Raw genomic sequence first — 26,605 nt, 5'->3', positions numbered from 1 at the left:
ATATGAAACATGGAATAAAGAAAAATAAACTGTCTCGTTGTACCGAGCATAGGTTATCAATGTTAAAGAATCTATCTATCTCGTTAATTAATCATGAGCAGATTGTAACTACTTTACCAAAGGCTAAAGCACTTCGTCCATATGTGGAAAAGTTTATTACAATTGCTAAGAATAACGATTCTTTACATGGTAGAAGGCTTTTGCTTTCACGTCTTCATAATAGTAAGTTAGTAGTTGATAAATTATTAAGCGTTCTAGCTAATCGTTATCAAGACCGTAAAGGTGGATATTCTAGAATAATAAAATTTGGTACTAGAAAGGGTGATTGCGCTCCAATGGCAGTGATAGAGCTAGTTGATAGAGATATTTCAGCAAAAGGTGAGATTTATAGTAAAAATAAAAAAGGAAGCAAAGTAGTTACACAAAGCTAATTATTCTTTTTATGGTAAGTAGGTTACGCTATTTTGTAGGTTACTTTGGAGAATTGTTAGTTTCGATATATTTAAAGCTGAAATTCTATAATGTTATAAAACGTCGCTTCCGTTGTAGGTTGGGTGAAATTGACTTAATTGTATCTAAAAAAAGGGAGCTGATTTTTATAGAAGTTAAAACAAGTTTATTTGGAAAAGAAGTACCGATATCTCATTTTCAGTGTCAGTCTATTATAAATTCTTCTAAATATTTCTTAAGTAAAAATCTTGATTTTTTAGATTATTCAGTCAGATATGATTTATGTTTTCTTTCCTTAAGGAGAAGACCTATTTATATAAAAAATGCTTGGATTGAGGAATGGTAGCTTAAATAACTTAGATTTACTAGAATAGGTAATTTAATATGAAAAACAATAATTTAGTTTCATCTTATGCTAGAGCACTGTTTCATGTCTCAGGAAGCAGATTAGGTATTGTAAGAAAAGAAGTAGAATTTTTGTTAGCTTTTTTTAAAGATCAAAGTGATGTTTTTGTGTATCTATCTCATCCTATGGTTTCTCTTTTGCACAAAAAAGAAGCGATACTTTCTATAAATGAGAACTTGAGTGAAAACTTAGTCAAATTTATTATGGTTACACTTGCAAACAAGCGCTCCCGTTTATTAATCCTTATATTAGAAAAATTCTTAAATCTTGTAAGGGAAAGTGAAAACGAATTGGAAATTACTATAAAATCAGCAGAGGTTTTAAAGAAACCTGATATAAAAATAATTACTGAATCTTTGAACTTTCTTGGTAAAATAATAAAAGTTAGTAATGTGGTTGATCCTTCTATACTAGGTGGCTTTGTAGTTAGGTATGGTTTTAACTTGATTGATGCTTCGCTTAAGAGTTATTTGGATAGATTGGTTGATTTGAGTAAAATGGAAATGTTGAAAATAAGGAATTGTATATGAAGAATAGCATAAATGCCTCTGAAGTAGTAAACATAATAAAAGAGAAGGTTGAGACATTTGATAATCCTATAAAACGAGAAAATATAGGTGAAGTAATTTCAGTAACGGATGGTATCACATCAGTCTATGGGCTGGCAAAAGCAAAGTTTGGTGAAAAGGTATCTTTTGCAAGCGGTGTAGAAGGAATAGTTCTTGATTTAGATCATGATACAGCTGGAATAGTTGTGCTTGGCAATGACCGTGATGTAAAAGAAGGGGACGTTGTAAAATGTAGTGGTGATGTTGTACGGGTGCCTGTAGGTCATGAATTATTAGGGAGAGTTGTAAATGCATTAGGCGATCCTATAGACGATGGCGGAGAAATTAGAGCCAAGAACAGAATGTATATAGAATCTAAAGCGCCAGGTATTATTGACCGTAAATCTGTGCATGAACCTCTGCAGACAGGAATTAAAATTATAGATTTGTTGATTCCTATAGGTAGAGGGCAACGTGAATTAATTATTGGCGATAGACAAATTGGTAAAACCACTATTGCGATTGATACTATTATCAATCAGAAGAAGATTAATGATGAGGTAAATGAAAATCAAAAAATTTACTGTGTTTATGTTGCTATTGGACAAAAAATTTCGACAGTAGCAAAAGTGGTGAATAAGCTAAAAGAAAGTGGAGCATTAGAGTATACAACCGTAGTTGTGGCTAGCGCATCTGACTGCGCGCCTATGCAATTTCTAGCACCTTATACCGGTTGCACTATTGGAGAATTTTTCCGTGATAATGGAATGCATTGCTTGGTGGTATATGATGATTTATCTAAGCATGCTGTGGCATATAGGCAGATGTCCTTATTGCTCAGACGTCCTCCTGGTCGTGAAGCTTATCCTGGAGATATATTCTATGTACACTCTCGCTTGCTTGAAAGAGCTGCCAAAATGTCTGATGAAAAAGGACGGGGATCTTTGACTGCTTTGCCGATTATTGAGACTCAGGCTGGTGATGTATCTGCATATGTTCCAACTAATGTGATTTCAATTACCGATGGACAAATTTTTCTTGAGTCTGAATTGTTTCACAAAGGATTTCGCCCTGCAGTGAATATAGGTTTATCGGTTTCTCGGGTTGGCTCTGCTGCACAATTGAAATCTGTGAAAAAAGTTGCTGGTTCTATAAAGCTGAGTTTGGCCCAATATAGAGAACTGGAAGACTTTGCTAAATTTGGTTCTGATCTTGATGCTACTGTTCAATTGTCCTTAAACAAAGGTAAATACCTTATTGAATTATTAAAGCAAAAACAGTATTCACCTATGCAAATAGAGGAGCAAGTATTGCTTATGTATATCTTTTCTAATCTATATGGTCAATTAAGTAAGGTACAGGTGAGCAACATCAATAGATTCGAGTGTGATCTTATCAATTATTTTCAAACTGTTCACCCTGGAGTTTTAAAAAAGTTGTCAGGTGACATGAATGATGATATAAAAGATGATATTCTTGGTATTGTGAGTGATTTTGTCACTCAATTTAATTGCGTTTAGGCGGTGATTATGACTTCATCCATTGTTAACAAGTTTCCTATTACAAGGGAAGGTTTTGAGAGTATGCAAGTCGAACTTGAGAAATTAAAGGAAGAAAAACCTTCTATCATACAGGCTATTTCTGATGCTCGTGATCAAGGCGATTTATCCGAAAATGCAGAATATCATGCAGCACGGGAGAGATTAAGTTTTATTGAAGGCCGTATAATTGAGGTAGAAAGTAAACTTTCACATGCAGAAGTGATAGAAGTAAAAAATTTGTCTGGTGATACAGTAATGTTTGGTGCAACTGTTACGGTAAGCATGCTCAGTGATGATAACAGTGAAATAGAATATGTTTATAAGATTGTAGGTGGGTATGAAGCTGATGCTTCAAAGCAGTTGATCTCTACGGATTCACCACTCGGTAGTGCTTTAATTGGCAAAAAAGTTGGTGAGTATGTGGAAGTGATAGTGCCAAATGGAGAGAAATTGTATAAAATAGTTAAGATTGAGTTTAAGTAAATCATGGTACAAGCAGCTTACCCTTCAATTGATCTGTCTCTCATTTCTTCTGTGGAAGATATATTAGAGGATGTGCGTTCCGGTAAATTATTCATTTTAGTTGATAATGAAAATAGAGAGAATGAAGGTGATTTGGTTGTTTTAGCTGAAAAGGTGAAACCAGAACATATTGCTTTTATGGTTAGGTATGGCACTGGTATTGTGTTTTTAGCTATGACAAAGTTTTACATGAATAAACTTAACCTTGAATTTATGAAGAGAAGTAATGTAGATGAAGCACTTATTCCTCACACTGCATTTACTACGTCAATCGATGCTCGTTATGGTATTACAACGGGTGTTTCTGCTCATGATAGAACGCATACGATACTTACCGCTATTGATGGAAAAAGTACTAAGGATGATATTATTACCCCTGGTCATGTTTTTCCTATTATTGCAAGTGAGGGCGGGGTTTTAGCACGCAACGGTCATACTGAAGCAAGTGTTGAGATAGCAAAATTGGTTGGATCTAGTCATGCGGCTGTAGGGTGTGAATTAGTGAATGATGATGGCTCTATGATGCGCTTACCCCAGTTGCTTGAATTTGCTGAACAACACAAAATTAAGTTAACTACCATCGATAAACTTATCAGTTACGTTCAAAATTTAAACTAGCGTTTATAAATTCGTATAGTTTAAATGTTAAAATGTAAGATTCCTAAAAGTTATACGAATAAGGAACTTCCATGTCTAAGCTTTTTGTTTTACTATTTTTCTTCGTATGCTGTAATAGCGTTTACTCTGTTAGTATTATTAGAGATAGTGAAGTGGAAGCGGTAGTGAAGGATCTAGCGCAACCTTTATTTTCTGCTGCGGGTATTGATAATGATAAAATAAAAGTTTTTATAGTTGATGATAGATCGATTAATGCTTTTGTAATTAACAATAATAGCATTTTCATTCATTTAGGGCTTTTACAATATTCGACTGAACCTTATGTCTTACTTGGTATATTAGCACATGAAATTGCTCATATATCTGCTGGTCATGTATTACAAATGAGTAGTGCTGTAGGTTATTTTCAATCAATAGCAATGATTAGTTATATGGTAGGATTAGTTTCTAGTATTGTTATTAACCCTCAGGTTGCGAGTGCAATCTTGCTTAGTGGTGTAACGCTTAGTTCGAGGTTGTTTTTTAGCTATTCCCAAGAGCAAGAGAGTGTAGCAGATAGCTATGCTTTAAGATACCTTGATGAATCTGGCTATGATAATTTGGGTATGAAAGAGATTTTTGACTATTTTAAGAGTATTGAGCATGAAAACACTGAAGAGTATTTTCGCACTCACCCACTTAGTGATAAACGTATATTTGCTGTACAGAATTATAAGGTTAAAAATAATATAAAACCAATCCTTGCAGATAAGTTGTTGAAGTTTGAGCGTATGGTTGCAAAGCTAGACTCTTTTTTTACCCCTATTCATGTGTTATCTAATAAATATGAAGGTAGTTCTAAGTATGTAAATGCTGTAATTCACTATAGGCAAGGAAAGATAGAAGAGGCTATTACTAAAGTTAATTCATTGATTCAAGAGTCACGCAATGATCCGTACTTATATGAATTAAAAGCAGAGATTTTATACAAAGCTGGAAATTTAAGTGAAGCAATAAAAATGTATGAAGAATCACTTAGATATTTATCTGAGAAGAATAACTATTTAGTGAAACTTGCGTTATCTCATACTTTATTATTACAGGGTGAAATAGAGAAGGCAATTTTTTACCTAGAGCAGGTTGCAAACGTAGAAACAAATAATGCCTTTGTCTGGAAGTATTTAAGTATTGCATATAAACGTAGCGCTGATATGGCAATGTATTATTTTGCTTTGACGAAAAAGGCGTGTATTAAAGGTAATTTAGAGAAATTTATGAAGTACGCTGAGTTAGCTATTAAAACTTTACCGAAAGATAGCTCTTGCTTGCTGCAAATTGAGGATATGAAGGAACAATACACACAAAAACACACTTATTTTTAGATTATTTTCCGCATTTATCCAACGTATCTTTTACTTCAGTACTTATATTGGGTATAATTTTCATTATAATCGTTTTAGCGCCAAAAAATACACCACAAAACATACCCAAGGCAAAGAGAGCTGGCCATGGCATTCTACCAAATATTGCAAGCAAAGCTGCACCTATTATGACTACAGTCATAAGTGGCCCACCTATTCCCCAAATATAACCAATAATATTGCATATTACTTGGGCAGTTGTATCATCTATATCATTAGCAGCATTTGCATAATCTGAAAAAGAGAGAAACAGCACTATACATAAAGCATTAAAAAATTTTTTTATTATATAGCTCACTCTTTTGCCTCCAAGTAATAAACCAGTGTGAATCTAAATTCATATATATATTTATTTTAGGGTAAAACTCATAGTTTGTCCATAAATAAGTGTTGCTACATAAATAGCCCACCATTGATGTTAAGCACATGCCCCGTTATATATTTTGCCTCATCACTTGCTAAAAACAATATCCCTGCTGCTATTTCTTCTCCTGTTCCCATTCTTTTCATTGGAATGTTATCTAATATTTTTTCTTTTTGTTCTTTATTTAAAACTTCAGTCATTTTAGTATCTATAAATCCAGGAGCAACACAATTTACTGTTACACCGCGACTTGCAACTTCTTTTGCTATAGATTTGCTCATAGCTATTATTCCAGCTTTTGATGCTGCATAATTTACTTGCCCGGCATTTCCTGTCAATCCTACTATTGAGGAAATATTTATGATTCTTCCCCAATTATTTTTAATTAATTTCTTGCATGCTTCTCTATTTAGCTTAAATGTAGAACTCAAATTAATATCAATCACCTTTTGCCATGATTCATCTGTCATTCTTAGTAATAAACTGTCTTGTGTAATGCCTGCATTGCATATGAGCCCATCAAAGCCTTTCATCAACTCACTTGCTTTATTTATTAGTTGATTTACCTCTTCAGAATTTGATAAGTCGCAAGGAAGTACGTGAATGTTTTTTTCATATTTTTTAGCAACTTCTTCGAGTACTTCTTTTTTTGTACTAGAAATACATAAAGTTGCTCTGGCCTTATGCATAATTTCTACAATTGCCTGGCCTATTCCACCTGATGCACCAGTAATCAGAAATTTCTTATTCTCTAATCCAAACATAATAATTTTTATATTGCTTCAGCTCTTAACAGAATATTAAAAGACTTGCAATAGATTTTTTGCATAACTTTCATTTAATAGAAGCTTCTTGATAAATCTTGTATTTATTGGCGAAATTATGGCGGCTGCATGCCTTTTTTATTTTTTCTATTCAGCCTAAACACGCTTCGTTTAAGCGTTAGCACATTATCAATTACAGTAATAAAATCAGCACCATGTGGATTCTTTTGCCTTTTTTTTTGATTGGTAAATTTCTTAACACTTATAGCTAAAGTAATTTAAGAGAGCCAGCGCGTGACTAGTTCTTATTACTTGATCAGTCTTCTGGATCCCAGTGTCTGGGCACTGGGATGACAGGAGTGTGAGATAAGGCTACATTCATACTCTAACAGGTATGACGGTGTCATTCCAGCACTTGATGCTGGAATCCAGGAGTCTTTACTACAAATAAGCATATAAAATTATGCTAAAACACAACGTTTTTGGTGAGGTTATGGACAAACTGGATTCCAGCGTCATGCGCTGGAATGACATCATAGAGGTCATTGAGATGACAGACTTGAATGACAAGAGGGACACTGGGAAAAGGGACTATTTAATGTATTGCCTCTGCTGAATGTTGCAAAATTTATTACTCTTGGCTGACTAATTTATTAGAATAGTATGTATAATGTGTTTTTTAGTGAAGATCTCGAGAGAAATGCAAGAAAAGTTAATATATTACTTTAGCCAAAGCAACTGTGAAGGGAACGCAGGAATGAAAAATCTGCTAGGAGGGAAGGGAGCAAATCTAGCAGAAATGTGTAATATTGGTATTCCTGTTCCGCCTGGTTTCACAATTTCCACTGCTGTTTGTCAGGCCTATTGCCAGGATAATGAATTGTCTTGTGATCTACGTAACGAGATAAAAAACTACATGGCGATGCTCGAAAGTGACATCGGTTGTAAATTTGGGGATTCAAATAATCCTTTATTAGTTTCCATACGCTCTGGTAGTGTGAATTCAATGCCGGGCATGCTCGATACAGTCCTAAATGTTGGCCTAAATGATGCAACCGTTGTTGGTCTTGCAAAAAAAAGTGGAGAACGTTTTGCCTATGATAGCTACTGTCGTTTCATTATGATGTACTCGAATGTTGTACTACAGCTTGACCATCACCTATTTCAAGATGTTGTTGATAATGAACAGCAGAAGAGTGGAGCAAAAAGCTTAGCTGATCTTGATGTTGATGTTTTAAAGGGGATTGTTAATGATTTCAAAGATGTAGTATATGAGAAAATAGGAAAAAATTTCCCGCAGAACGTTGAAGAACAGTTACTCAATTCAGTAAATGCAGTGTTTTCTTCTTGGCAAAATGATAGAGCTGTTTCCTATAGAAAAATAAATAATATTCCTGAAAATCTTGGAACTGCAGTTAATGTACAAGCAATGGTTTTTGGCAATCTGAATGATAATTCAGCAACTGGTGTGATATTTACAAGGAATCCTTCAACTGGAGAAAAAAAGCTTTTTGGTGAGTTTTTAGTTAATGCTCAGGGTGAGGATGTGGTTTCTGGTGTTTATACTCCTATGCCAATTGACGGGGAGCAAGAAAGTACCATGGAGAAGTTGCTACCAAGTGTCTACCGAGAATTATGCACGGTATGTGAAAAACTTGAAAGGCATAATAAGGACATGCAGGATATCGAATTTACTGTACAGGACGGTAAGTTATGGATTTTGCAGACTAGGTCTGGCAAGCGCACAGCCGAAGCTGCTATTCGCATAATAGTTGATATGGTAAACGAAGGAGCGATTACAAAAGAGGAAGGAATATTGAGAATTGATCCAAAAACCTTTGACAATTTATTACATCCAGTTCTTGATGTTAAAATCGATCAAGAAGTAATGGGCAAAGGACTGCCAGCTTCTCCAGGTGTTGCTTCTGGATATGTAGTATTCAGTGCAAGTGATGCTGAAAAAGCTGCAGAGCAGGGTAAAAAAGTAATTTTGGTAAGATCAGAGACGAGCCCTGAAGATATTAATGGAATGAATGCTGCAAGTGGAATAGTAACAGCGCGAGGAGGTATGACCTCGCATGCCGCTGTTGTAACTCGTGGAATGGGTAAACCATGTATTTGTAGTCTAAGTGGACTTTATGTTGATAAAGATGGAAAATACCTTTCTATAGGGGATATAAAAATAAATAAAGGTGAACCAATCACCATCGACGGAGGAACAGGAGAGGTTATACTTGGTATTCTTCCGACAGTTTTGCCTGAATTATCGCAAGAGTTCAAAACGATAATTAATTGGGTAGATAAAATCAAAACAGTGAAGGTGAGAGCTAATGCTGATACTCCAAAAGATGCAAAAATTGCAAAAGAATTCGGTGCAGAAGGTATAGGATTATGTCGCACAGAACATATGTTTTTTGCTAATGATAGAATCGAATTCATTCAAAAATTGATAGTAGCTGATGATGAAAATGAAAGGGCAAATGCATTAAATAAACTCGAAGAAATGCAAAAGTCTGATTTCAAAGAAATGTTTTCTATTATGGAGGGCAAGGAAGTCACTATACGATTACTTGATCCACCTCTACATGAGTTTTTACCTCATGATCAATCCATTATAGAAAAAATCGCCAGATCACTGAATAAGTCAGTTGAATCGGTAAAAAATAAAATAGTACAGTTATCAGAAAAAAATCCAATGCTTGGCCATCGAGGGTGTAGGCTTGCTATTTCTCATCCTGAAATATATAAAATGCAGATTAGGGCAATACTCAGTGCTGCAAGTGAATTAAGGAAAGAAAAGAAGATAGAAGTGAAACCTGAAATCATGATTCCTTTTATCATTAGCGAGAAAGAGTTTGTTCTGATATGCGAGTTAGTAAAGAAAGAAGCTAAAAATTTCGATGTGAATTATTCAATCGGAACGATGATAGAACTGCCAAGAGCAGCACTTATTGCTGACAAACTCGCAAAACACGCAGAATTTTTTAGTTTTGGCACTAATGATTTAACACAAACAACTATGGGACTTTCACGAGATGATTCAGTTAATTTCCTCGATTCTTATAAGGAAAGCAACATATTCAAAAACGATCCCTTTGAGGTGCTAGATGTCGAAGGGGTAGGGGAATTAATCAGAATAGCTATCGAAAGGGGCAAAAAAACCAGAAAAGAAATTAAACTTGGTATATGTGGAGAGCATGGAGCGAATCCACAGTCCATAGAGTTTTTCATCAAATCAGGGGTTGATTATGTGTCATGCTCACCCTATAGAGTACCGGTTGCAAAATTAGTGGCAGCACAGCTTAGCATAAGTTTGTTGGGCAGCACAACTGTACGAACATAGATTTCGCTAACAAGTAGCGGAATGATGATTTTTCAAATTGTCGATAAATCTAAGTCAGTTTAGCTATTTTGCTGCTACTTTTTTTTCTTAATATCTTAAGAAAGATTGATTTTTTGTCTAAAATAATATAGGATAAAGTAATAATGAATGAGGTAAAAATGTCAATATCAAAAGAACGTAAGGAATATTTACTAGAAAAGTTTAAATATGCTGCCAAAGAATTTGGCAAATCTGGTACAAAGTCCAATCATCTAGCAGTACCAAAGGAACAGCAACTCTCTATTGATTTAGGTAATAGAAAAGTTTTTGGTATTATAAACAGAATTTTGTACTGGATAGAAAGTAATTTTAAGTATTTTTTTTCACGCTATAATTTGTTTCCAGAAGTTGGAGTTGAAGGAAGAAAAGTTCCTGGAACTAATACAAGGGTTAAGTATTTTACTCCAGATGACCAAGCAGAATATACTATAATTCCTTATAAAGGAAAATTATACGTGGACTTAATGCCAGAAGTGGAAGGTAACAAGTTAAAAGGCTTTAAAGGCAAACTATATGATACAACTGATAAAATTAGTAAGGGTAAAAAAGGTTATGTAGCTTATGTGATCACGCTTGACGGAAAGCTAGCAACTCATGAACATATTAATGTTAACAAAAGCGAATGGGCTTATCGTCATTCAACTCTTGCAGGTGGTAGGCCAGTTTTATGTTCTGGTTTAATGAAAGTGGTAAATGGTAAAATAACTTATATAGACAATAATAGTGGGCATTATAAACCAGAACCAGCAAACTTATACAATGCAGTGAAAAAATTAGAAGGTCTATTTTCGGAAGATGCAAAAGTTGTTTGCCTATCATATTGGATTAGCTTGAAAAAACAAATTCCGCTTATACGCAAAATTACTCTAGCCAAACGAGAGCCAGTAGAGGAATTCTTGAAAAGGATGGAGAAAAAAGAAAAAGATGGGTTGACTCAATATGAAAGACATTTTAAAAGGGTAAAAGAATTTAATGAAAAATACTCAGATAAATTAGAAAGCCAGTCGGTTTATGCTAAAGTAGCTGCTCATGATTATAAATCAGTGCCTGTTTCAGACTGCAGTAATCCTCAAATAATAAAAATGGCAGTAGAACACTCAATAAGAAGGATTATTGGAGCAAACTATGGCCATAAACCAAAACTTGATATTAAATATGATCAAGAAGAAGCTGTGGGTGTTAACGTAATTTTTCACTATAAAGATGATAGAAGCAGATTTGTTGAAATTTTAGACTTACATAAATGTAGCTATTCATCACGTATTCAAAAAAATAAATATATAATTACGATGAGCATAAAACAGGCTGATGAATTTATAAAGGATGCTTTACAAATTAAAATTGATAGTGTTGAGCAATTGGATACCCGTTTAGTGATGGGCTTACCCTATTTAAATATATGATAATATATCCTCATCAGGGTGGCAAAATAGGTAGAAGAGAGAAATACAACCATAGAAACATAAATGGTTGTCATGAAAGTAACTGATACTGGCTTCTTTTCTCGATTCCAGTGTCACGCACTGGAATGACAAGATAAGGGAGCACTGAAAATAAATAGGAGTCATTCAAGTAGCTGACACTGGAATGACAAGAAAGGGAGCACCGAAAATAAATAGGTGTTATCCCAGGTGGGATCCAGGAATTCTGAGTTTTTGAAAAGATTATGGATTCCAGCGTCACGCGCTGGAATGACACCCTTTTAGTTGCTGTACGAACATTGTGGTACAACAGACCAAGATAGAGTTAATAGGGTCTCCTCTTCCTGAAAATACGGAAAGTCAGTAAAAAAAAGCTCAGGCATTAGCACTTCAGCTCTGCAGTTGAGTCAATATGAGAGAGTAAGTCTACAAAAGTAGACTTACTAATTGAACTTTGATCCTTTATTTTACTATAGAACAGACATTGAATCTGCAAGATCATAGAATTTATTTCCAATCTCTCTGAATGTACTACTTATATCAATAGGTGTCGACTCTTCTTGTGAATCAGATTTAAATAAGCCATGAGTATCTTTCAGATGACAGTACCACTGGCATTTATTTTGCTCTGCTATTGCCCACTCTGGGGACTTTTCTTCACATTCTCTATAGCAATCATGAAGTGAATCAACTTCCTTCCATTGAAATGGAGGGTTTAGTACAGGATTTGTCATAATATACTCCTTAATTATAAAACTAACACCATGTTAGTACTTATATGCTAATATAATGTTAATTCTTATATTGACATAATAACTTTTCGGATAAGGTTTCTTGATTTAAAATTGCATTTTAGCAAACTTACTTAATTTTAGAAAAATTTGCTCACATAAAACTGTTTATAGAGTGACAATAGATGTATTATACTTACACTTCTGATTCGAAAATTTATGCAGTTGTTTCTAACAAGGTTGGTAAATAAATTTTATTGTTTAAAGATGAGAAACAAAGTAATCATCGTTTCCAGTATTGTTCTTATTCTACTGTTTTTTATCAATAGTACGTTTTTAAAAGAAGATCAAACAGTTCATAGTGATGATACAACTAGTAGTTTTTCAGTAAAAACTCAGGATTATACTCCACAAAATCGCACTGTATATTTAAATTTTTCTGGTACAGTAAATCCCTTGCATAGGGCAAGCCTTGTCTCAAGAACAAGTGGTCAAGTTATTGCTATTTATTTGTCTGATGGTGAAAAAGTAAAAAGAGGCGATGTAATTTTAAAGATAGAAGATTATGACAGAGTTGCACAAGTTGAGAAAGCCAAAGCTTTATTAAATCAGCGTGAAATTGAGTATCATTCCTCTAAAAAATTGAATAAAAAAGGCTATGGAGCGCAGATACAAGTGGAAACAGCTTTTACTGCATTGCAGAGTGCAAAAGCTGACCTAAAAAGGCTAGAGTTGGATTTAGAAAATACTGCGATTAAATCCCCTATTGATGGTTATGTAGATAAGATCAACGCAAATGAAGGGGATTTTGTTAATCTTGGACATAAGATAACTGACATAGTTAATTTTGATCAGATTCTTGTAGTGTTGTATGTTTCAGAAAATGAAGTAAATAAAATAAAACTGAGTAGTGCAGCGCAAATTAATTTGCTAGACGGAAGGGAATTAGTAGGTGAAGTGAGTTTTATTAGTAAAATTGCTGAGCCTAAAACTGGATCTTATAGAGTGGAGGTAAAGGTAACTGATAATGAGATTATATCCTTGCAAGGACTGACTGCTAGTGTAAGCCTCCCTTCAGGTGAAAGATTTGCATATAAAATTCCTTCTCCAGCCTTAAGCTTAAATGACGATGGTATTCTTGGAATAAAGATTGTTGATGACAATAATTATGTAGTATTTACAGCAATAGAAATTGTTGATTATGAAGACGATGGAGTTTGGGTAGTCGCAAATAATGAAAGTAAGCCTATAAAGTTAATAACATTGGGTCATCTATTTGTTAATCCTGGTGATAAGGTATAACTCCAGTATCAGCTACTTTCATGACATCGAGTTCTGTCATTCAAGTAGCTGACACTGAAATCCAGAAAAGAAGGTAGTGTCTGGACACTAACACTATGTTTTTATCTATCTTATTTTGCCACTTTGCTGTGTAAACTTACTCCGCAACAACCTTTTTTCTTTTAACAAATTTTGTAATTCACCGTTTTCATACATCTCGCGGATTATATCACAGCCACCAACAAATTCTCCCTTTATATATAATTGTGGAATTGTTGGCCAATCAGAAAAACTTTTTATGGACTGACGTATTTCATCATTCTCAAGTACGTTGATGCATTTAAATTTTACATTCAATTTTTTGAGAATTGACACGACGAGTCCAGAGAATCCACATTGAGGAAAGTCAGAGGTGCCTTTCATATACAGCACTACATCGTTTTCTGCTATATCTTTTTTTATTTGTTCAAAGTTGTTCATAAATATCACCTTAATTTTAAGCTCCAGTTTCTAGTTGCAATGCATGTATAGACTGACCTTCAAGAGCCTTATATACCATTCTGTGTTGTTCTATTTTTGTCTTTCCAGAAAAACACTTGGAAGTTATTTTTAAATGATAATGATCATCATCTCCAGCAAGGTCCTTAATCTTTATATCAGCATCAGGAAATGATTGTTTGATAATTTTCTCTAACTCGTGAATTGTAATAGTCATTGGTTTATTTTAATTATAAGTCTAAAATATGCAATTGATTATTGTGAAGACAATAGATTCAGCGTGCTGAGAGCACTAGCAAGACGAGATTTTAATTGACTTGCATACTCATTCCAGTCCTCTATTTCCTTTCTTGCCACACCTGAGGTAACGGCAGCTTTTGCAACAGCAGGAGATACTATAGAAATTAATCTTGGATCAAATGGAGTAGGTATTATATATTCACGTCCATAGCTCATTTTACGACCGCCATAGGCTGCAGATATCTCATTTGGCACTGATTCGCGGGCAAGCTTTGCTATTGCATCTGCAGCAGCAATTTTCATTTCATCATTTATTGTCGTTGCATGTACGTCGAGTGCTCCTCTGAATATGTAAGGAAATCCCATTACGTTATTGACTTGGTTGTTATAGTCTGATCTACCAGTTGCAATTATTGCATCTGGCCTTACAGACTTTGCAAACTCAGGCCTTATTTCTGGATCAGGATTAGCAAGAGCAAAAATGATTGGGTCTTTACCCATGCTTTTTAACATCTCTTCACTGAGCACATCCTTTGCAGAGAGTCCGATGAATACATCAGCATCTTTTATGGCATCGAGCAAGGAACGTTCTTTACTGTCAATTGCATATTTTTCTTTCCACTCATTCATATCCTCTTTTCTGTCTTTGTGTATTACTCCTTGTTTATCACATAGTACTATGTTCTTAGCACCCATAGACTTCAGTATTTCCAAACACGCAATACCAGCTGCTCCAGCACCATTCATGATGATCTTTACATTTCTTAATTTCTTTCCAACAATATCGAGGGCATTTTCTATACCAGCTGCAACAACTACTGCAGTTCCATGTTGATCATCGTGGAACACCGGAATATCCATCAACTCATTTAGACGTTTCTCTATTATAAAACAATCAGGAGATCTTATATCTTCTAGATTTATTCCCCCCCAACTTGGACCAAGATACCTTACTGCATTGATGAAATCTTCTATGTTTTCTGTGTCAACTTCTATATCAATTGCATCAATGTCAGCAAAACGCTTAAATAAAACAGCTTTGCCTTCCATGACGGGTTTTGAAGCAAGAGGACCGATATTGCCAAGTCCCAGCACTGCGGTGCCATTTGAAATGACAGCCACATAATTGCTTTTTGCCGTGTAATCATAAACAGCCTCAGGGTTTTTAGCTATTGCAAGGCATGGGGCTGCAACACCAGGGGAATAAGCAAGTGATAGGTCATGCTGTGTAGACAAGGGTTTTGTCGGTATGATCGATACCTTACCAGGTTTACCACTTTTATTATGGTACTTAAGTGCTTCTTGTTTTGTGGTGTTATCTAAATCATTATTCATGCTTTGAGCTTATTGTTAGTAATTTTTTAAGTATATGGGGTTTTTATGAATATTCAACTATTAGCTTGTGAATTCTGCTGTACTTCTGTATAAGTTTATCTACCAATAGTGTGACTTACATGCTTAAGAAAAACGTGCCTAATTTGCTAACAATTTCTCGTGCGCTCGCGATACCGGCAATAATATCAAGCTTTTATATAGAAAGTAAATATGCAAATCTAATAACAATATTGATCTTTATGTTTGCGTGCATTACAGATTTTTTTGATGGTTATTTAGCACGTGCATGGAAAGTCCAATCGAATTTTGGCAAGTTATTTGATCCAATTGCCGATAAGTTAGTAGTAGCTTCAACAATAATCATGCTAGTTTATAAGCACAAGATAGATGATATTACAATTATACCGTCAGTTATAATTGTTTGTAGGGAGATATTAGTTTCAGGTATGCGGGAGTTTTTGATAGCTACAAACGTTAGCCTACCTGTGAGTAAGGCTGGAAAAATTAAAACATTTTTGCAGATGATTGCTGTGGTAGCGCTAATAATGAGTGATTATGAGAAAATTCGATATGCAGGTGTGATTTGCTTATGGGCTGCAGCTGTTATGACTATGTGGTCAGGCTATAATTACGTTCTAGCTGGCATCAAACAGATTGACTAAATTGCTTAAGAGTATACAAAGAAGGTTAATAATTTCACAATATTGACTGATTAGTTAAAATCCTGTATAATGTATTAGTTTATAAATTGGTCAAGTTTGTATGACTGGTATTATTATAGATAGCTTTAATACTGAGTCTTCCTTTAAGAGATCAAGTTCTGAGAAAGATACTAAAATAGAGGATTTTTTTCGAGATTTCTGGTCAACAGTTGATGAAGAAGAAAAAAAGAGAAAAAAACTTGAGCAAGAATTATTAATACTTGAAGAAGGAAAAAAAAGCAGAAGCTGGAACAAGAACTATTAACACTAAAAAAAAGAGAGCTACATAGGAAATGTGTATCATTGGTAACAATGTTTCCATTTGCATTATTGATGGCAATTGAGCTCGAAAAAACATGTAGCGATCAGGTAGTACTTGGCCTTATAAGCAGCGCATTAGGCCATACTATATTACCTTTCACAGTCTTATCCCTTATTTGCACGCTATATTTAATTTATAATAATAGAAAAATAGCACAAAAAGAACGAGAGTTGGAGAATATTGAAAGTGGGAAAACAGTAGAAAAAGAAAAGAGAGACCTTCCTTGTACCGTTGATGATTACTTTAACTATGCTGATGCTGCTTTAGTTACATTAGTTATTGTGGCTAGCATAGTAGGTGAAGCATTGGAGCAAGGAATAATAGGAGACGTAGCTTTTTCAATGTCTAGTTTATTCTACCTTGTAGCAAGTGCTACTTTCTGCTATCGTGAGTATAAGAAAAGTACACAACACGAGTTAGAAAAAGAGCAAGGCTTTGATGAGAAATCTGAAAAAAAAGATAAGCAATATGTCTGTAGCTAAGTTAATGCTTGCTGGTTCTTCTTTATTACTAATCAGGAAGATAATGTTGATTTCTGAAGTAGCATTAGCATCATCTGCTGTTGGGCCTGTTTTAGGTCTAGTAGGTATTGCTCTTTTGATGGTCGGAAGTGGATTAAGCATACATTCTTATATTAGAAAGCTAGAGAATATAGAAGTGAGCGGAAAGGGTGTTGCAATAGGTGGTGGTGCGAGCAATATAGGTAATGTTGGCCGAGAGCCGCTTTTCGTTCGATGATAATGCCAAAAATTTGTTTATTTAGGTAATATTTAGTCTATACTTTATTTTGATCAAAAAAAATCTTATGTATAAGACTTTAATCATATGCTTTTTTCTTCTGACTTGCCCCTTTACGCAGTTATATGCGAATGATCTAGAACACACTGAAATTGAACTATATGAGGAGGCAGTTAAGCTTTATGATCAGAAAAAATATAAGGAAGCTATTAGAGCATTTAAAAAGATAGAGGATTTATATCCTTTATCTTATTGGGCAATGAAAGCAAAATTATTATCTGGAGTTTCTTACTATAATATGGGTAACTACAGAAGTGCTGCAAGTGATATGGATGATTATATATATGTTTATTCAAATGGTGAAGATTTGCCATATGTATATTACTTAAGAGTATTATCTTATTACATGCAAATTAACAAAGTGCAGCTTGGGCAACAAATTGCATATAAAATTTTAGAGCTAGCTACTGAATATATTAATCTTTTTCCGAATAGCGAATATATAGAAGAGATCAAAGAAAAAGAAAAATTAATCACAGAACATATATCAAGAAAAGAGTATTCTATTGGTGAATTTTACCTAAAGCGTGGTGAATATTTAGCAGCAATTAAGCGTTTTCAAAATATGGTAAGCGATAAAGATTCTAAGTATTCTTCTAGAGTTATTAGTTATTTAATAACAGCTCACTTAGCTCTTGGCCTTGACTTAGAAGCTGAGCAGTATGAAAATATGTTAGCAGAAGGGGTGAATTAGTTTTCTTATGGCTGGTCATTCACAGTTTTCAAATATAAAACATCGAAAAGGTGCTCAGGATGCAAAGCGCTCGCAAAAATTTACGAAGCTCATTAGGGAAATAACAGTTGCTGCAAAACAAGGGCTGCCTGATCCAGAACTCAATCCACGTCTTCGCTCTGCTATATTTGCTGCGCGAAAGGAAAATCTACCAAAAGATAAAATAGAAACAGCAATAAAAAATGCAGCTGGTAACGTTGCTGGAGAAAGTTATGAAGAAATACAATATGAAGGCTGCGGACCTTTTGGTGCTGCACTTATTGTCCATGCTCTGACAAATAATCGCAACCGAACTGCTTCTGAGATACGTTATATCTTTTCTCGCAAAGGCGGTAATTTGGGAGAAACAGGATGTGTGAGTTACCTTTTCGATCATGTAGGCTTAATTGTCTATAAAGCAGAGGGTATAAATTTTGAAGATTTATTTAACTATGGAATTGCATTAGAAGTATTGAATGTTGAGAAAAATAACAAAGAAGAATTATATGTTATAACTTGTGAAGTAAAAGACTTTGGTAAAGTACGTGACGCTTTCTATACAAAATTTGGAGAACCAGAACTTGCTCGTCTTTCATGGCAAACAAAGGACCTGATTGAAGTTAGCGACAAAGAATTAATTGATAAATTATCTACATTAGTTGAAGAGCTAGAAGATAATGATGATGTGCAGTATGTTGAAGGTAATTTTATTTTTGCTGATAAACTATGAGGCTGGTAATACTTCCACTGCTTTGTATTTTACCAGCATATGCAACTGAAACATTTGCGCAGAAAGACTATTGTCATTCCAGTGCCCAGACACTGGAATCCAGCAAAATTGATTGTAAACAGCACGCTATACAACATTTTCGATTAAAAAATTGGTCAAGCACTGAAATGACACTAACCCACTCTCCAGTGTTATTCCAAGACGGGATCAGGAAAAAAAAAGCTGCTTTGGTGACAGAAAGTGATAGAAAGTTGTTATTCATATCCAGTGACATAAAATCCTCTTTTTTTGATGCAGGAGGTTTGGCGCCAGATACAATAATGAGATTAATCAGCATATATAAAGATTATGGTGTAGATTTTAAAAAAGACATTGTGCCCAAAAGCAAGTTGGAAGTTCTGTGTGAGAGTGATCAGAAGGCTGAAGAAAAAATTTTATATACTTCACTGACAACAGATAAAAAGGTCATTAGCTTGTATCATTATGAGTCACAAAACAGCAAAGAAGAGTATTTTAATAAAGAGGGGGTAAGCTTGAAGAGTAGCGAAATTTTTGTAAGTCCTTTAAACGGAGATTTTCGTATATCCTCGAATTTTGGTAATAGAAAGCATCCCATTCATGGTAAAATTGCTTTTCATAAAGGAGTAGATTATGCAGCTAAACTTGGCACTCCTATACACGCCACTGCAGAAGGTGTAATAGAATATATAGGAAAGAATGGTGGCTATGGGAATTACATCAAAATAAAGCACAACAATAAATATTCAACTTGTTACGCACATATAAGCAAATTTAGTAGCGATATAAAGTTAGGCTCTAAAGTAAAGCAGGGACAAATCATTGCTTATGTTGGCAGCACTGGTGTTGCAACAGGACCTCATTTACATTATGAAGTTATATATAATGGTAAACATATTGATCCGCTTACGATAGCTCATGGCAATGAGATAAAGTTGCCTGATCGTGAATTAAGAGAGTTTAAATTATTTGTAAGTAAGGTAGATGAAATAATCGGCAGAGAGGGTGCAAGTGAAAAAGCAATCTGATGAAGACAGTACAGATAAAAATACAATAAATGATAGAAATCTAAGTAAAATTCGGGCTTTTCCTGTACTAATAGCGCTAGGGTTAATTTTATTGGTACTTTTTGTGTATGACAGCACAATTGCACTTGGAGTTGCTGCTGTTTCAATTTTAACTTTTCTTCAGTCACTTTTTGTTAATGACCCTAATGAAGCAAGAGTGATAGAGTTTTTTGGTCATTATATTGGAACTTATTTTAAATCTGGAATATGCGTAACGCTTCCGTTTTCGAGTAAATATAGAGTTTCTCTGAAATTTCAGAATATTAACACAGAAAAAATCAAAGTTAATGATGCAAATGGAAGTCCAATAGAGATTTCAGTAGTGATTGTTTGGAGAGTTAGCAGCCCTGCAAAGGCATATTATAATGTTAATAATTATCATGATTTTGTTTTTGTGCAAAGTGACTCGGTAATTAGAGAACTGGCAAGTAATTATCCGTATGATAGCGAAAACGATGAGGAATCTTTGCGTAAAAATTCTGATAAAATTTCAAATGAATTGAGATCAATGCTACAACAAAGATTGAATATTGCTGGAATTGAAATTGCAGAAGCAAGAATATCGCATTTGGCCTATTCATCTGAGATTGCACAAGCAATGCTGAGGTGTCAACAAGCGCATGCCATCACCTCTGCAAGAAAGCATATAGTGCAAAATGCAATAGGAATTATCGAGGAAGTAATAGCTCATTTTGAAAAAAATAAAAGCATACAATTTGATGGAAAACAAAAGGTTCAATTGATAAATAATCTGCTAGTTGCACTGATCTCTGAGCAAGATGCACAGCCGACTATTAGTTTGGATAATAATTAGCATAGAAGCCGATAGGGTTTCATGAATGCAAGTCACTGTTAATTTCTTGATTAATAGACTAAATGGTGTTATAAATTACACGCATTAGGGGTGCTCTAAAAAAGCTGAGAGTACATAAAGTACAACCCTTTGAACCTGACTCTTGTTAAAACAAACGTAGGAAAATGTATGTATGTAAATATTGAAGAATGCTTTGGCTTCATCGCGTTCGTTACATCTCTCATTGGGTTATTGCCTCAAGTATATAAAGCATATATCACAAAACTTACTCGTGACGTATCGATGCTAATGTTGGTGAGTTATCTTATTTGTTCATCATCTTGGCTTATTTACGGTATTTGTCAGGGTTTAGCTTTTGTGATACTCAGTAATATTGCTGGATTAGTGATCAGTATAATATCAATTGTTCAAAAATGTTACTACGATGCAAAAACTGCACGGAGCGTTTTATAACCATATGCTACATTGTAGCGTGGAGCAAGAATATCGCTCTATTGTAGTGCTAAATGGAGAAATACCTGATTCATCGTTTTTTAAACAAGATATACCTGTTATTGCTGTAGATGGAGGAGCAAACAAGCTTCTATCAATTGGCGTGAAACCTGACTTGTAATAGGAGATTTGGATAGTATAAATCCGAATTTACGTGCTAATTTAAATACAGTATATCTACCTGATCAAGATTATTGCGACTTTTCTAAAGCAATGGCTCACTTAAAAACAGTAAAGTTATTGCCATCAATAGTAACGGGTATTACTGGAGGAGCAATTGATCATATACTACAAAATATCAACATTTTTTCAAGTACAGATAGTATCTTTTATATGCCTTCGCCTTCCATGGTGGGGTACGCCTTACAAAAGGGTATTACCTATTTTTCCTCTTTGCTAAAAAATACTAAAATGTCCTTACTTGGTATACCGAAAGCTCAAATATCAACTAAAGGATTAAAATGGGAACTGTGCCTTAGTAACCTTGCTTTTCCAGGAAAGAATTCTTGCTTTAATCGAAGTTTAGGCAATGAGTTATCTATAGAAATACACAGCGGCGTGTGTTTAGCAATGATATATTTAGAAGCAGCAAATGATGATGGTGTGTATTGAGTTAAAACATTAAGAAAAAAAAGTAGAAAAACCGTGTTAACACTAATTCTAAAAACTACAGGCGCCTGTTATTAGCTAAAGTAAAGGTCAAATATCTGGAATTCTGGACATAAAATCCTCCTGTATAAAAAAGATTCAGAATGTACACACAACAGATGTAGCTGAATTTTTATTGAAAAATTGGTTAAAAGGTCTGCAGACCGAGATAGATTTTGAGCTCTCTAAATATCTCTACTATCATTATAATGGCATCTTGAGTATGCGGAAGCAATTTTTTCATTAAAATAAAAAATTTTATTCTACAGCGAATAAAAAGGAGTTTGCTAATTTTCATACTGATCGGATTTCACTACTCAAACCTAGAAACTTTAATGTATCAAGGTATCTGTTCAGGGGAATGTGCAAGCCAATTCTCCCTTTCTTGTCATTCAAGTAGTCTTTTCTTGTCATTCAGGTAGCTCCTTATTGTCATCCCAGTGCTTGACACTGGGATCCACTCTTTCGTAATCTCATCAATAAAAACTTAGGATTACTTTTGTACCCAAAATTTCTGGATCCCAGTGTCAAGCACTGGGATGACATTGTCTTGAATGGGAATCGTTTCGTAATACACCAAAGGTTGTGCACCAAAAGAGCGTCATTCCAGTCTGGAATCCATTATACTCCGTAAATTTAATTGGTTTCATGACATCAACTTTTGCATTCCAGTTATGCAAGAAATCTATTATATAATATTATTGTCACCCTCTTGATAGTTTTTTAGCTCCTCTCCTCCTGAGTTACTTGGTGCAATTATTTGATCAGATTCAGTTGATGGTTCATCAGATCCAAACAACCATGAAAAAAAGCCACCAAAAAATGATCCTATTAAAGAAAAGGGCTTCATAATTATATTAAGCAAATTATCAAAAAAAGAGCTAGGGTGTTCTTCACTTGTTGATGATTCACTTCGTGGATTAACACCATTTTTTGTCAGTGCTATGTCAATAGAATGTCCATTATCAGCATCTTCAATTTGTACATCACTGACTTCTTCTGCAATGAGTTCCTGTGATTCTTCCTTTTGTTCTTGTAAACTTGGTTGGACATTACCTTCTTGTCCAGTATCTTCCTCTTGACCTACTTCATTATCTTTTGATGCTATACTGTCATCAATTTTTTTTGGGGGGTTTTAGTAATAGAGTTTTTATTTCTTCTATGCTAGCTAAATCTAAAGGAGTCTTTCCATATTTATCTTGTGCATTAACATTTGCTTCTGCGTTTATTAGAGCTTCTACTATCTCTTTTCTACCATATCCTGCAGTCCAATGTAAAGGAGTCCTCTTATCCTTATCTACTGCATTAACATTTGCCTTCATTTCTATTAGAATATCGACCATCTTTTCACGGCTCCACGATACATTAGGCAATGTATTCCAGTTGTTTTTTTCAATTACCAGGTGTAAAGGAGTCTTTCCATCTATATTTTGTAAATTAACATTGATACTTTCTACTTTCAGTAGATCGTCCAATTCAGGTATCTCCATCGCTTTCTTTTTTAAAAAAAATGCAAAGGAGTCTCTTTATTTTTATCTGTTAGATTAACATTGATGCCTTTTTTGTTTAGTAGAGTGTAGAATTTATCTGTATCTATATCTAGGTCTATTTTTTGAAGAATTAAATGTAAAGGGGTTTCTCTTTCATCATTTTGTGCATTAACGTCTGCTTCTTTATCAAGTAGAAATTTTACTATCTTTTCTGTATCTTTATATCTACTTTTAGCAGCAAAATGTAAAGGGGTACTTAGATCATCACTTTGTGCATCAACCTTTGCTCCTTTGCTGAGTAGAAATTCTACTACATCCTTATGTCCATTTTGAGCAGCTAAATGTAAAGGAGTATTTCCACCTTTAGCTATTGCATTAACCTGTGCTTTTCCTTCCCCATTCAAAAGATTTTCTACATCATCAATATTACCGCTTTTAGCAGCTTCAAGCAGTTTATCATTAGCCTCTTTTACGCTTTGTAATAGATCTCCTATTTCTTTTGCCCCAGCTAAATGTAAAGGAGCATTTCCATCTTTATCTACTGCATTAATATATGCTCCTGCTTTTATTAGAGCCACTACTATCTCTTTATTGTTGTTTTTAGCAGCATAATGTAGAGAAGTCTTTTTGTTGTTATCTTGTGCATTAACATTAATTTCCTCGTTTCTTAATAGGGCTTCTACTATTTTCACATAGCCACATTTTTTTTTCAGCAGCAAAATACTGATTCCAATAATCCTCTACCTCATCTGAATTTGGTATATCAACATAGCACACTTCAACAGTCAAATGTAAAGGAGTCTGTCCTTTATCATTTTTTGCATTAACATTTGCTTCTTTCTTTAATAGGTCTTCTAATGCTTTCAAGTCGCCAAGTCTGGCAGCCAGATGTAGAGAAACCTTACGATGTTCAGCTTTTACTTCTTCGTATTTATTTAACACGTGGCGTTTTCGAGAAGAGTCATAAGCAAAAAAATCTGCTCCATTATCTAATAGAACTTTTGCTATATCAGAATGATTATTTTTAACAGCCCAATATAGAGAATTACCTCGAGATCCATCATATGCATTAACATCAGCTTCTTCACTTATTAGGCGCTTTGCTTCATTAAGATCACCTCTTTTAGCAGCATCAAGTAAAGCAGCATCTATATCTCTGATTGAATAATCCATTTAACACTTCTCTATAAAATTGCATTACTATAGTAAGGTAATTAATAATTCATGAAATCTGGGTTGTAGAAATAATGATTATCCTTCGTGTTTTTCAGTGTATTTGAGTAAGCCATATACAAAAACTGCAACTGTAGAACATGCAACCGTTAACAGTAAATTTGGTAAAATGCCATAAGAAAAGAATTTTCCTACTATGTATATTCCAATAGCTCCAAACATCATATTGCAGAATGAGAGGACTGCACTGCCAAGTCCTATGCTTTTGACCGTTTCTAAAGCAGAAGTCACATTATTGCTGATTACGAGTGCAAGGCCAATATTGCTTGGAATCCAAATAACTTGAAGAATAAGTACGCTCAACTTGTTTATGAAATAAAAATATACCAACAAACCATCGGATATTATTGGTAGTACCAAACCTATTATTAGCATCTTGCTAACCCCTATTTTTGGTACGTACCTTCTGTTAATTAAAGTTCCAATTATGTAAAATATAACTATGATTGATATAAGATAGCCAAAATATTGTACTTCAACGCCCATTGATTCAAATATGAACGGGTAGTTAGCAATGTATGCCCAAAGCCACATGAAAGTTAATCCATGAATGGTTGAAAATCCAAGGAAACGATAATTCTTAAATATTAATATATACTGCTTGAAGATATTAATACTGGCTTTACTTTTATTTACAGTCAGCGTTTCTTGCAGCTTCAAGTAAATAAAAATGAGCATAATAATTGCGGCAAGTGATATGATAAAAAACAAAAACTTCCAACTATAACCATGTGAAATTATATAACTGCCTACCACTGGAGCTATTCCAGGTGAAAGTGCTACTACCATATTTAACTTTGAGATTACTCTTGAGTATTCACTACCTGAGTACATATCCCTGATTGCTGCATATCCGACAACGCCTGCAACACCAGCTCCTGCTCCTTGTATAAAACGGATTAATATTAAAAGTATAATATTATCAGCTATGCAACATACAATACTTGCCAAAGTAAAAATTGTCATACCAATAAGCATTATTAGGCGCCTACCATAATAGTCTGACAATGGGCCATAAATTAATCCAGATACTGCAACTCCTAATAAATTTAAACTGATCGTAAGCTGCGCTATATTACCTTTCACCTTAAAATAGTTGGCAATACTTGGCAATGCAACTGAGTATAAGTCTGTTGCCATATCAACAACTGCTACAGATAATATCATAATAAGAGAGATGATATTTTGTAAAAAAGCTGTCGACACTAATGATTTACTGGATTAAATATGTTTAATTGTAGTATATTTTTCTCATTAGTATATTAATTTAACTGCTAAAGTTTAAAATAATTATGTAAGCAATCTCTATATAAAATATGGATAAATCACAACTAGTTAAAGAGGTTTTCGATTCTGTAGCAAATCGCTACGACATTATGAATGATATAATGAGCCTTGGAATTCACAGGCTATGGAAAGAGAAGATGGTAAGTAGTGTGCATTTTAAAAAGAACTCCAAGGTTTTGGATATTGCTGGAGGAACCGGAGATATAGCTATAAGAATAGCAAGAGGGGAGCCAAGTGCTCAAGTTACAGTATGTGATATAAATCAAAACATGCTGGACAAAGGGCGTGATAAAGCTATAAATTCAAATCAGCTAAATTTCAATTGGGTATGTGCAAATGCAGAGAGTTTACCATTTGAAGATTCCGAATTTGATTATTATACGGTAGCTTTTGGTATTCGAAACTTTTCCGACCGTAAGAAGGCTTTAAGTGAAGCATATAGGGTACTAAAGCCAAATGGACAATTTGTCTGCTTGGAATTTGCCCCTATGCATTATCAAAATGAGATATTCACCAAATTTTATGACTTATACTCATTTAAAGTAATTCCTAAAATTGGTAGCATAGTTGCTAAAGATAAGGGTTCTTATGAATATTTAGTGAAAAGTATCAGAGAATTTCCAACTCAAACTAATTTTAAAATGGAAATTGAAGAGATAGGCTTTAAGAATGTTGAGTTCTATAATATGAGCTATGGAATAGTAGCATTACATATTGGAACAAAATGAATATTAAACTCTGGTCTATTCAGTAGTTTTTTTGCTAACTTTCTGTAATTTCGCAGCGTTTTTC

The 26,605-nt window shown here is 34.3% G+C and carries 33 protein-coding genes and 1 riboswitch; of the genes, 22 read left to right on the top strand and 11 right to left on the bottom strand.

Features of this window, described 5'->3' with window-relative positions:
* Nucleotides 1–2 precede the first annotated feature (2 nt).
* The 7 genes from rplQ to ABWU64_RS04655 all read left to right on the top strand — a co-directional run bounded on the left by rplQ (nt 3) and on the right by ABWU64_RS04655 (nt 5,446).
* On the top strand, nt 3–431 hold the full coding sequence (gene rplQ / locus ABWU64_RS04685; RefSeq protein WP_010404731.1) for a 50S ribosomal protein L17: 429 nt from the start codon (nt 3–5) through the stop codon (nt 429–431).
* A gap of 11 nt (nt 432–442) precedes the next feature.
* The gene (locus ABWU64_RS04680) at nt 443–796 is read left to right on the top strand and encodes a YraN family protein (RefSeq protein WP_015588364.1); all 354 of its coding nucleotides are present in this window, start codon (nt 443–445) and stop codon (nt 794–796) included.
* Nucleotides 797–834: 38 nt separating this feature from the next.
* The gene (atpH, locus tag ABWU64_RS04675) at nt 835–1,386 is read left to right on the top strand and encodes an ATP synthase F1 subunit delta (protein WP_353279416.1); all 552 of its coding nucleotides are present in this window, start codon (nt 835–837) and stop codon (nt 1,384–1,386) included.
* Entirely contained in the window at nt 1,383–2,924 is a 1,542-nt protein-coding gene (atpA, locus tag ABWU64_RS04670) for a F0F1 ATP synthase subunit alpha (protein ID WP_353279415.1), read from the top strand. The genes atpH and atpA overlap by 4 nt, the downstream gene beginning before the upstream one ends.
* Before the next feature lie 9 nt (nt 2,925–2,933).
* Entirely contained in the window at nt 2,934–3,428 is a 495-nt protein-coding gene (gene greA, locus ABWU64_RS04665) for a transcription elongation factor GreA (RefSeq protein ID WP_135352886.1), read from the top strand.
* 3 nt (nt 3,429–3,431) lie between these two features.
* Nucleotides 3,432–4,085 (top strand): 3,4-dihydroxy-2-butanone-4-phosphate synthase, encoded by a 654-nt coding sequence (gene ribB, locus ABWU64_RS04660; protein ID WP_015588368.1) that lies wholly within the window; start codon nt 3,432–3,434, stop codon nt 4,083–4,085.
* A gap of 71 nt (nt 4,086–4,156) precedes the next feature.
* Nucleotides 4,157–5,446 carry a M48 family metalloprotease gene (locus ABWU64_RS04655; protein WP_353279413.1) on the top strand — a complete coding sequence of 430 codons (1,290 nt, stop codon included), beginning with the start codon at nt 4,157–4,159 and terminating at the stop codon, nt 5,444–5,446.
* A gap of 1 nt (nt 5,447) precedes the next feature.
* Here the strand turns inward: ABWU64_RS04655 and ABWU64_RS04650 are convergent, their stop codons facing one another.
* Both ABWU64_RS04650 and fabG read right to left on the bottom strand, forming a co-directional pair.
* The gene (locus tag ABWU64_RS04650) at nt 5,448–5,783 is read right to left on the bottom strand and encodes a TrbC/VirB2 family protein (protein ID WP_006012302.1); all 336 of its coding nucleotides are present in this window, start codon (nt 5,781–5,783) and stop codon (nt 5,448–5,450) included.
* A gap of 95 nt (nt 5,784–5,878) precedes the next feature.
* Nucleotides 5,879–6,613 carry a 3-oxoacyl-[acyl-carrier-protein] reductase gene (gene fabG / locus ABWU64_RS04645; protein ID WP_006012309.1) on the bottom strand — a complete coding sequence of 245 codons (735 nt, stop codon included), beginning with the start codon at nt 6,611–6,613 and terminating at the stop codon, nt 5,879–5,881.
* Nucleotides 6,614–7,313: 700 nt separating this feature from the next.
* Between fabG and ppdK the strand changes: the two genes are divergently transcribed.
* Together ppdK and ABWU64_RS04635 are read left to right on the top strand one after the other, a co-directional pair.
* Complete coding sequence (gene ppdK, locus ABWU64_RS04640) at nt 7,314–9,956, top strand: pyruvate, phosphate dikinase (protein ID WP_353279860.1); 2,643 nt, start codon at nt 7,314–7,316, stop codon at nt 9,954–9,956.
* 158 nt (nt 9,957–10,114) lie between these two features.
* Nucleotides 10,115–11,398: a hypothetical protein gene (locus tag ABWU64_RS04635; RefSeq protein ID WP_353279411.1), complete on the top strand. Its 1,284-nt coding sequence runs from the start codon at nt 10,115–10,117 to the stop codon at nt 11,396–11,398.
* 488 nt (nt 11,399–11,886) lie between these two features.
* Here the strand turns inward: ABWU64_RS04635 and ABWU64_RS04630 are convergent, their stop codons facing one another.
* Nucleotides 11,887–12,150: a hypothetical protein gene (locus ABWU64_RS04630; protein WP_341815775.1), complete on the bottom strand. Its 264-nt coding sequence runs from the start codon at nt 12,148–12,150 to the stop codon at nt 11,887–11,889.
* Between the two features lie 264 nt (nt 12,151–12,414).
* On the opposite strand from ABWU64_RS04630, the gene ABWU64_RS04625 reads away from it, so the two are divergent.
* Nucleotides 12,415–13,449, top strand: a complete 1,035-nt coding sequence (locus ABWU64_RS04625; protein WP_353279409.1) for an efflux RND transporter periplasmic adaptor subunit — start codon at nt 12,415–12,417, stop codon at nt 13,447–13,449.
* 105 nt (nt 13,450–13,554) lie between these two features.
* Here ABWU64_RS04625 and grxD read toward each other — a convergent pair whose 3' ends face one another.
* Genes grxD through ABWU64_RS04610 form a run of 3 tightly spaced genes read right to left on the bottom strand, consistent with a single transcriptional unit; the run spans nt 13,555 to nt 15,501 of the window.
* Nucleotides 13,555–13,908: a Grx4 family monothiol glutaredoxin gene (gene grxD / locus ABWU64_RS04620; protein WP_353279408.1), complete on the bottom strand. Its 354-nt coding sequence runs from the start codon at nt 13,906–13,908 to the stop codon at nt 13,555–13,557.
* Nucleotides 13,909–13,924: 16 nt separating this feature from the next.
* Nucleotides 13,925–14,143, bottom strand: a complete 219-nt coding sequence (locus tag ABWU64_RS04615; protein ID WP_006012412.1) for a BolA/IbaG family iron-sulfur metabolism protein — start codon at nt 14,141–14,143, stop codon at nt 13,925–13,927.
* 38 nt (nt 14,144–14,181) lie between these two features.
* Nucleotides 14,182–15,501, bottom strand: coding sequence for a malic enzyme-like NAD(P)-binding protein (locus ABWU64_RS04610; RefSeq protein ID WP_341815777.1), 1,320 nt, complete (start codon nt 15,499–15,501; stop codon nt 14,182–14,184).
* A gap of 119 nt (nt 15,502–15,620) precedes the next feature.
* Between ABWU64_RS04610 and pgsA the strand changes: the two genes are divergently transcribed.
* The 11 genes from pgsA to ABWU64_RS04555 all read left to right on the top strand — a co-directional run bounded on the left by pgsA (nt 15,621) and on the right by ABWU64_RS04555 (nt 21,767).
* Nucleotides 15,621–16,163: a CDP-diacylglycerol--glycerol-3-phosphate 3-phosphatidyltransferase gene (pgsA, locus tag ABWU64_RS04605; RefSeq protein ID WP_341815778.1), complete on the top strand. Its 543-nt coding sequence runs from the start codon at nt 15,621–15,623 to the stop codon at nt 16,161–16,163.
* A 100-nt stretch (nt 16,164–16,263) separates the two neighbouring features.
* Entirely contained in the window at nt 16,264–16,467 is a 204-nt protein-coding gene (locus ABWU64_RS04600) for a hypothetical protein (protein WP_353279406.1), read from the top strand.
* A 47-nt stretch (nt 16,468–16,514) separates the two neighbouring features.
* Nucleotides 16,515–17,006, top strand: coding sequence for a hypothetical protein (locus ABWU64_RS04595; protein ID WP_353279404.1), 492 nt, complete (start codon nt 16,515–16,517; stop codon nt 17,004–17,006).
* Nucleotides 16,993–17,262 carry a hypothetical protein gene (locus ABWU64_RS04590; protein ID WP_353279402.1) on the top strand — a complete coding sequence of 90 codons (270 nt, stop codon included), beginning with the start codon at nt 16,993–16,995 and terminating at the stop codon, nt 17,260–17,262. The genes ABWU64_RS04595 and ABWU64_RS04590 overlap by 14 nt, the downstream gene beginning before the upstream one ends.
* A gap of 67 nt (nt 17,263–17,329) precedes the next feature.
* Nucleotides 17,330–18,016, top strand: coding sequence for an outer membrane protein assembly factor BamD (gene bamD, locus ABWU64_RS04585; protein WP_341815780.1), 687 nt, complete (start codon nt 17,330–17,332; stop codon nt 18,014–18,016).
* A gap of 7 nt (nt 18,017–18,023) precedes the next feature.
* Complete coding sequence (locus ABWU64_RS04580; protein ID WP_353279400.1) at nt 18,024–18,764, top strand: YebC/PmpR family DNA-binding transcriptional regulator; 741 nt, start codon at nt 18,024–18,026, stop codon at nt 18,762–18,764.
* Nucleotides 18,761–19,810, top strand: a complete 1,050-nt coding sequence (locus ABWU64_RS04575; RefSeq protein WP_015588380.1) for a M23 family metallopeptidase — start codon at nt 18,761–18,763, stop codon at nt 19,808–19,810. The genes ABWU64_RS04580 and ABWU64_RS04575 overlap by 4 nt, the downstream gene beginning before the upstream one ends.
* Nucleotides 19,794–20,663 carry an SPFH domain-containing protein gene (locus tag ABWU64_RS04570; RefSeq protein ID WP_341815782.1) on the top strand — a complete coding sequence of 290 codons (870 nt, stop codon included), beginning with the start codon at nt 19,794–19,796 and terminating at the stop codon, nt 20,661–20,663. The genes ABWU64_RS04575 and ABWU64_RS04570 overlap by 17 nt, the downstream gene beginning before the upstream one ends.
* Nucleotides 20,664–20,739: 76 nt before the next feature.
* A riboswitch (TPP riboswitch) is annotated at nt 20,740–20,843 on the top strand.
* Nucleotides 20,832–21,116: a SemiSWEET family sugar transporter gene (locus ABWU64_RS04565; RefSeq protein ID WP_052265050.1), complete on the top strand. Its 285-nt coding sequence runs from the start codon at nt 20,832–20,834 to the stop codon at nt 21,114–21,116. It overlaps the preceding riboswitch by 12 nt.
* Before the next feature lie 4 nt (nt 21,117–21,120).
* Nucleotides 21,121–21,276: a hypothetical protein gene (locus ABWU64_RS04560; RefSeq protein ID WP_353279398.1), complete on the top strand. Its 156-nt coding sequence runs from the start codon at nt 21,121–21,123 to the stop codon at nt 21,274–21,276.
* 8 nt (nt 21,277–21,284) lie between these two features.
* Nucleotides 21,285–21,767, top strand: coding sequence for a thiamine diphosphokinase (locus ABWU64_RS04555; protein ID WP_353279397.1), 483 nt, complete (start codon nt 21,285–21,287; stop codon nt 21,765–21,767).
* A gap of 724 nt (nt 21,768–22,491) precedes the next feature.
* On the opposite strand, the gene ABWU64_RS04550 is transcribed toward ABWU64_RS04555, so the two are convergent.
* From ABWU64_RS04550 to ABWU64_RS04530, 5 genes are all read right to left on the bottom strand, one after another.
* Nucleotides 22,492–22,653, bottom strand: a complete 162-nt coding sequence (locus ABWU64_RS04550) for a hypothetical protein (RefSeq protein ID WP_353279396.1) — start codon at nt 22,651–22,653, stop codon at nt 22,492–22,494.
* 265 nt (nt 22,654–22,918) lie between these two features.
* Nucleotides 22,919–23,293, bottom strand: a complete 375-nt coding sequence (locus ABWU64_RS04545) for an ankyrin repeat domain-containing protein (protein ID WP_353279394.1) — start codon at nt 23,291–23,293, stop codon at nt 22,919–22,921.
* 11 nt (nt 23,294–23,304) lie between these two features.
* Complete coding sequence (locus ABWU64_RS04540) at nt 23,305–23,985, bottom strand: ankyrin repeat domain-containing protein (RefSeq protein ID WP_353279393.1); 681 nt, start codon at nt 23,983–23,985, stop codon at nt 23,305–23,307.
* Nucleotides 23,945–24,466, bottom strand: a complete 522-nt coding sequence (locus ABWU64_RS04535; protein WP_353279392.1) for an ankyrin repeat domain-containing protein — start codon at nt 24,464–24,466, stop codon at nt 23,945–23,947. Before ABWU64_RS04535 ends, ABWU64_RS04540 begins: the two co-directional genes overlap by 41 nt.
* Before the next feature lie 78 nt (nt 24,467–24,544).
* Complete coding sequence (locus ABWU64_RS04530; RefSeq protein ID WP_341815785.1) at nt 24,545–25,693, bottom strand: Bcr/CflA family efflux MFS transporter; 1,149 nt, start codon at nt 25,691–25,693, stop codon at nt 24,545–24,547.
* Nucleotides 25,694–25,842: 149 nt separating this feature from the next.
* Between ABWU64_RS04530 and ubiE the strand changes: the two genes are divergently transcribed.
* On the top strand, nt 25,843–26,541 hold the full coding sequence (gene ubiE / locus ABWU64_RS04525) for a bifunctional demethylmenaquinone methyltransferase/2-methoxy-6-polyprenyl-1,4-benzoquinol methylase UbiE (RefSeq protein ID WP_353274587.1): 699 nt from the start codon (nt 25,843–25,845) through the stop codon (nt 26,539–26,541).
* Nucleotides 26,542–26,605 lie beyond the last annotated feature (64 nt).

Source organism: Wolbachia endosymbiont (group B) of Xanthorhoe designata (assembly GCF_964028585.1).
Taxonomy (GTDB): domain Bacteria; phylum Pseudomonadota; class Alphaproteobacteria; order Rickettsiales; family Anaplasmataceae; genus Wolbachia.
The sequence above is the reverse complement of the archived record's forward strand: the minus strand, read 5'-3'. Positions and strand labels throughout refer to the sequence as shown.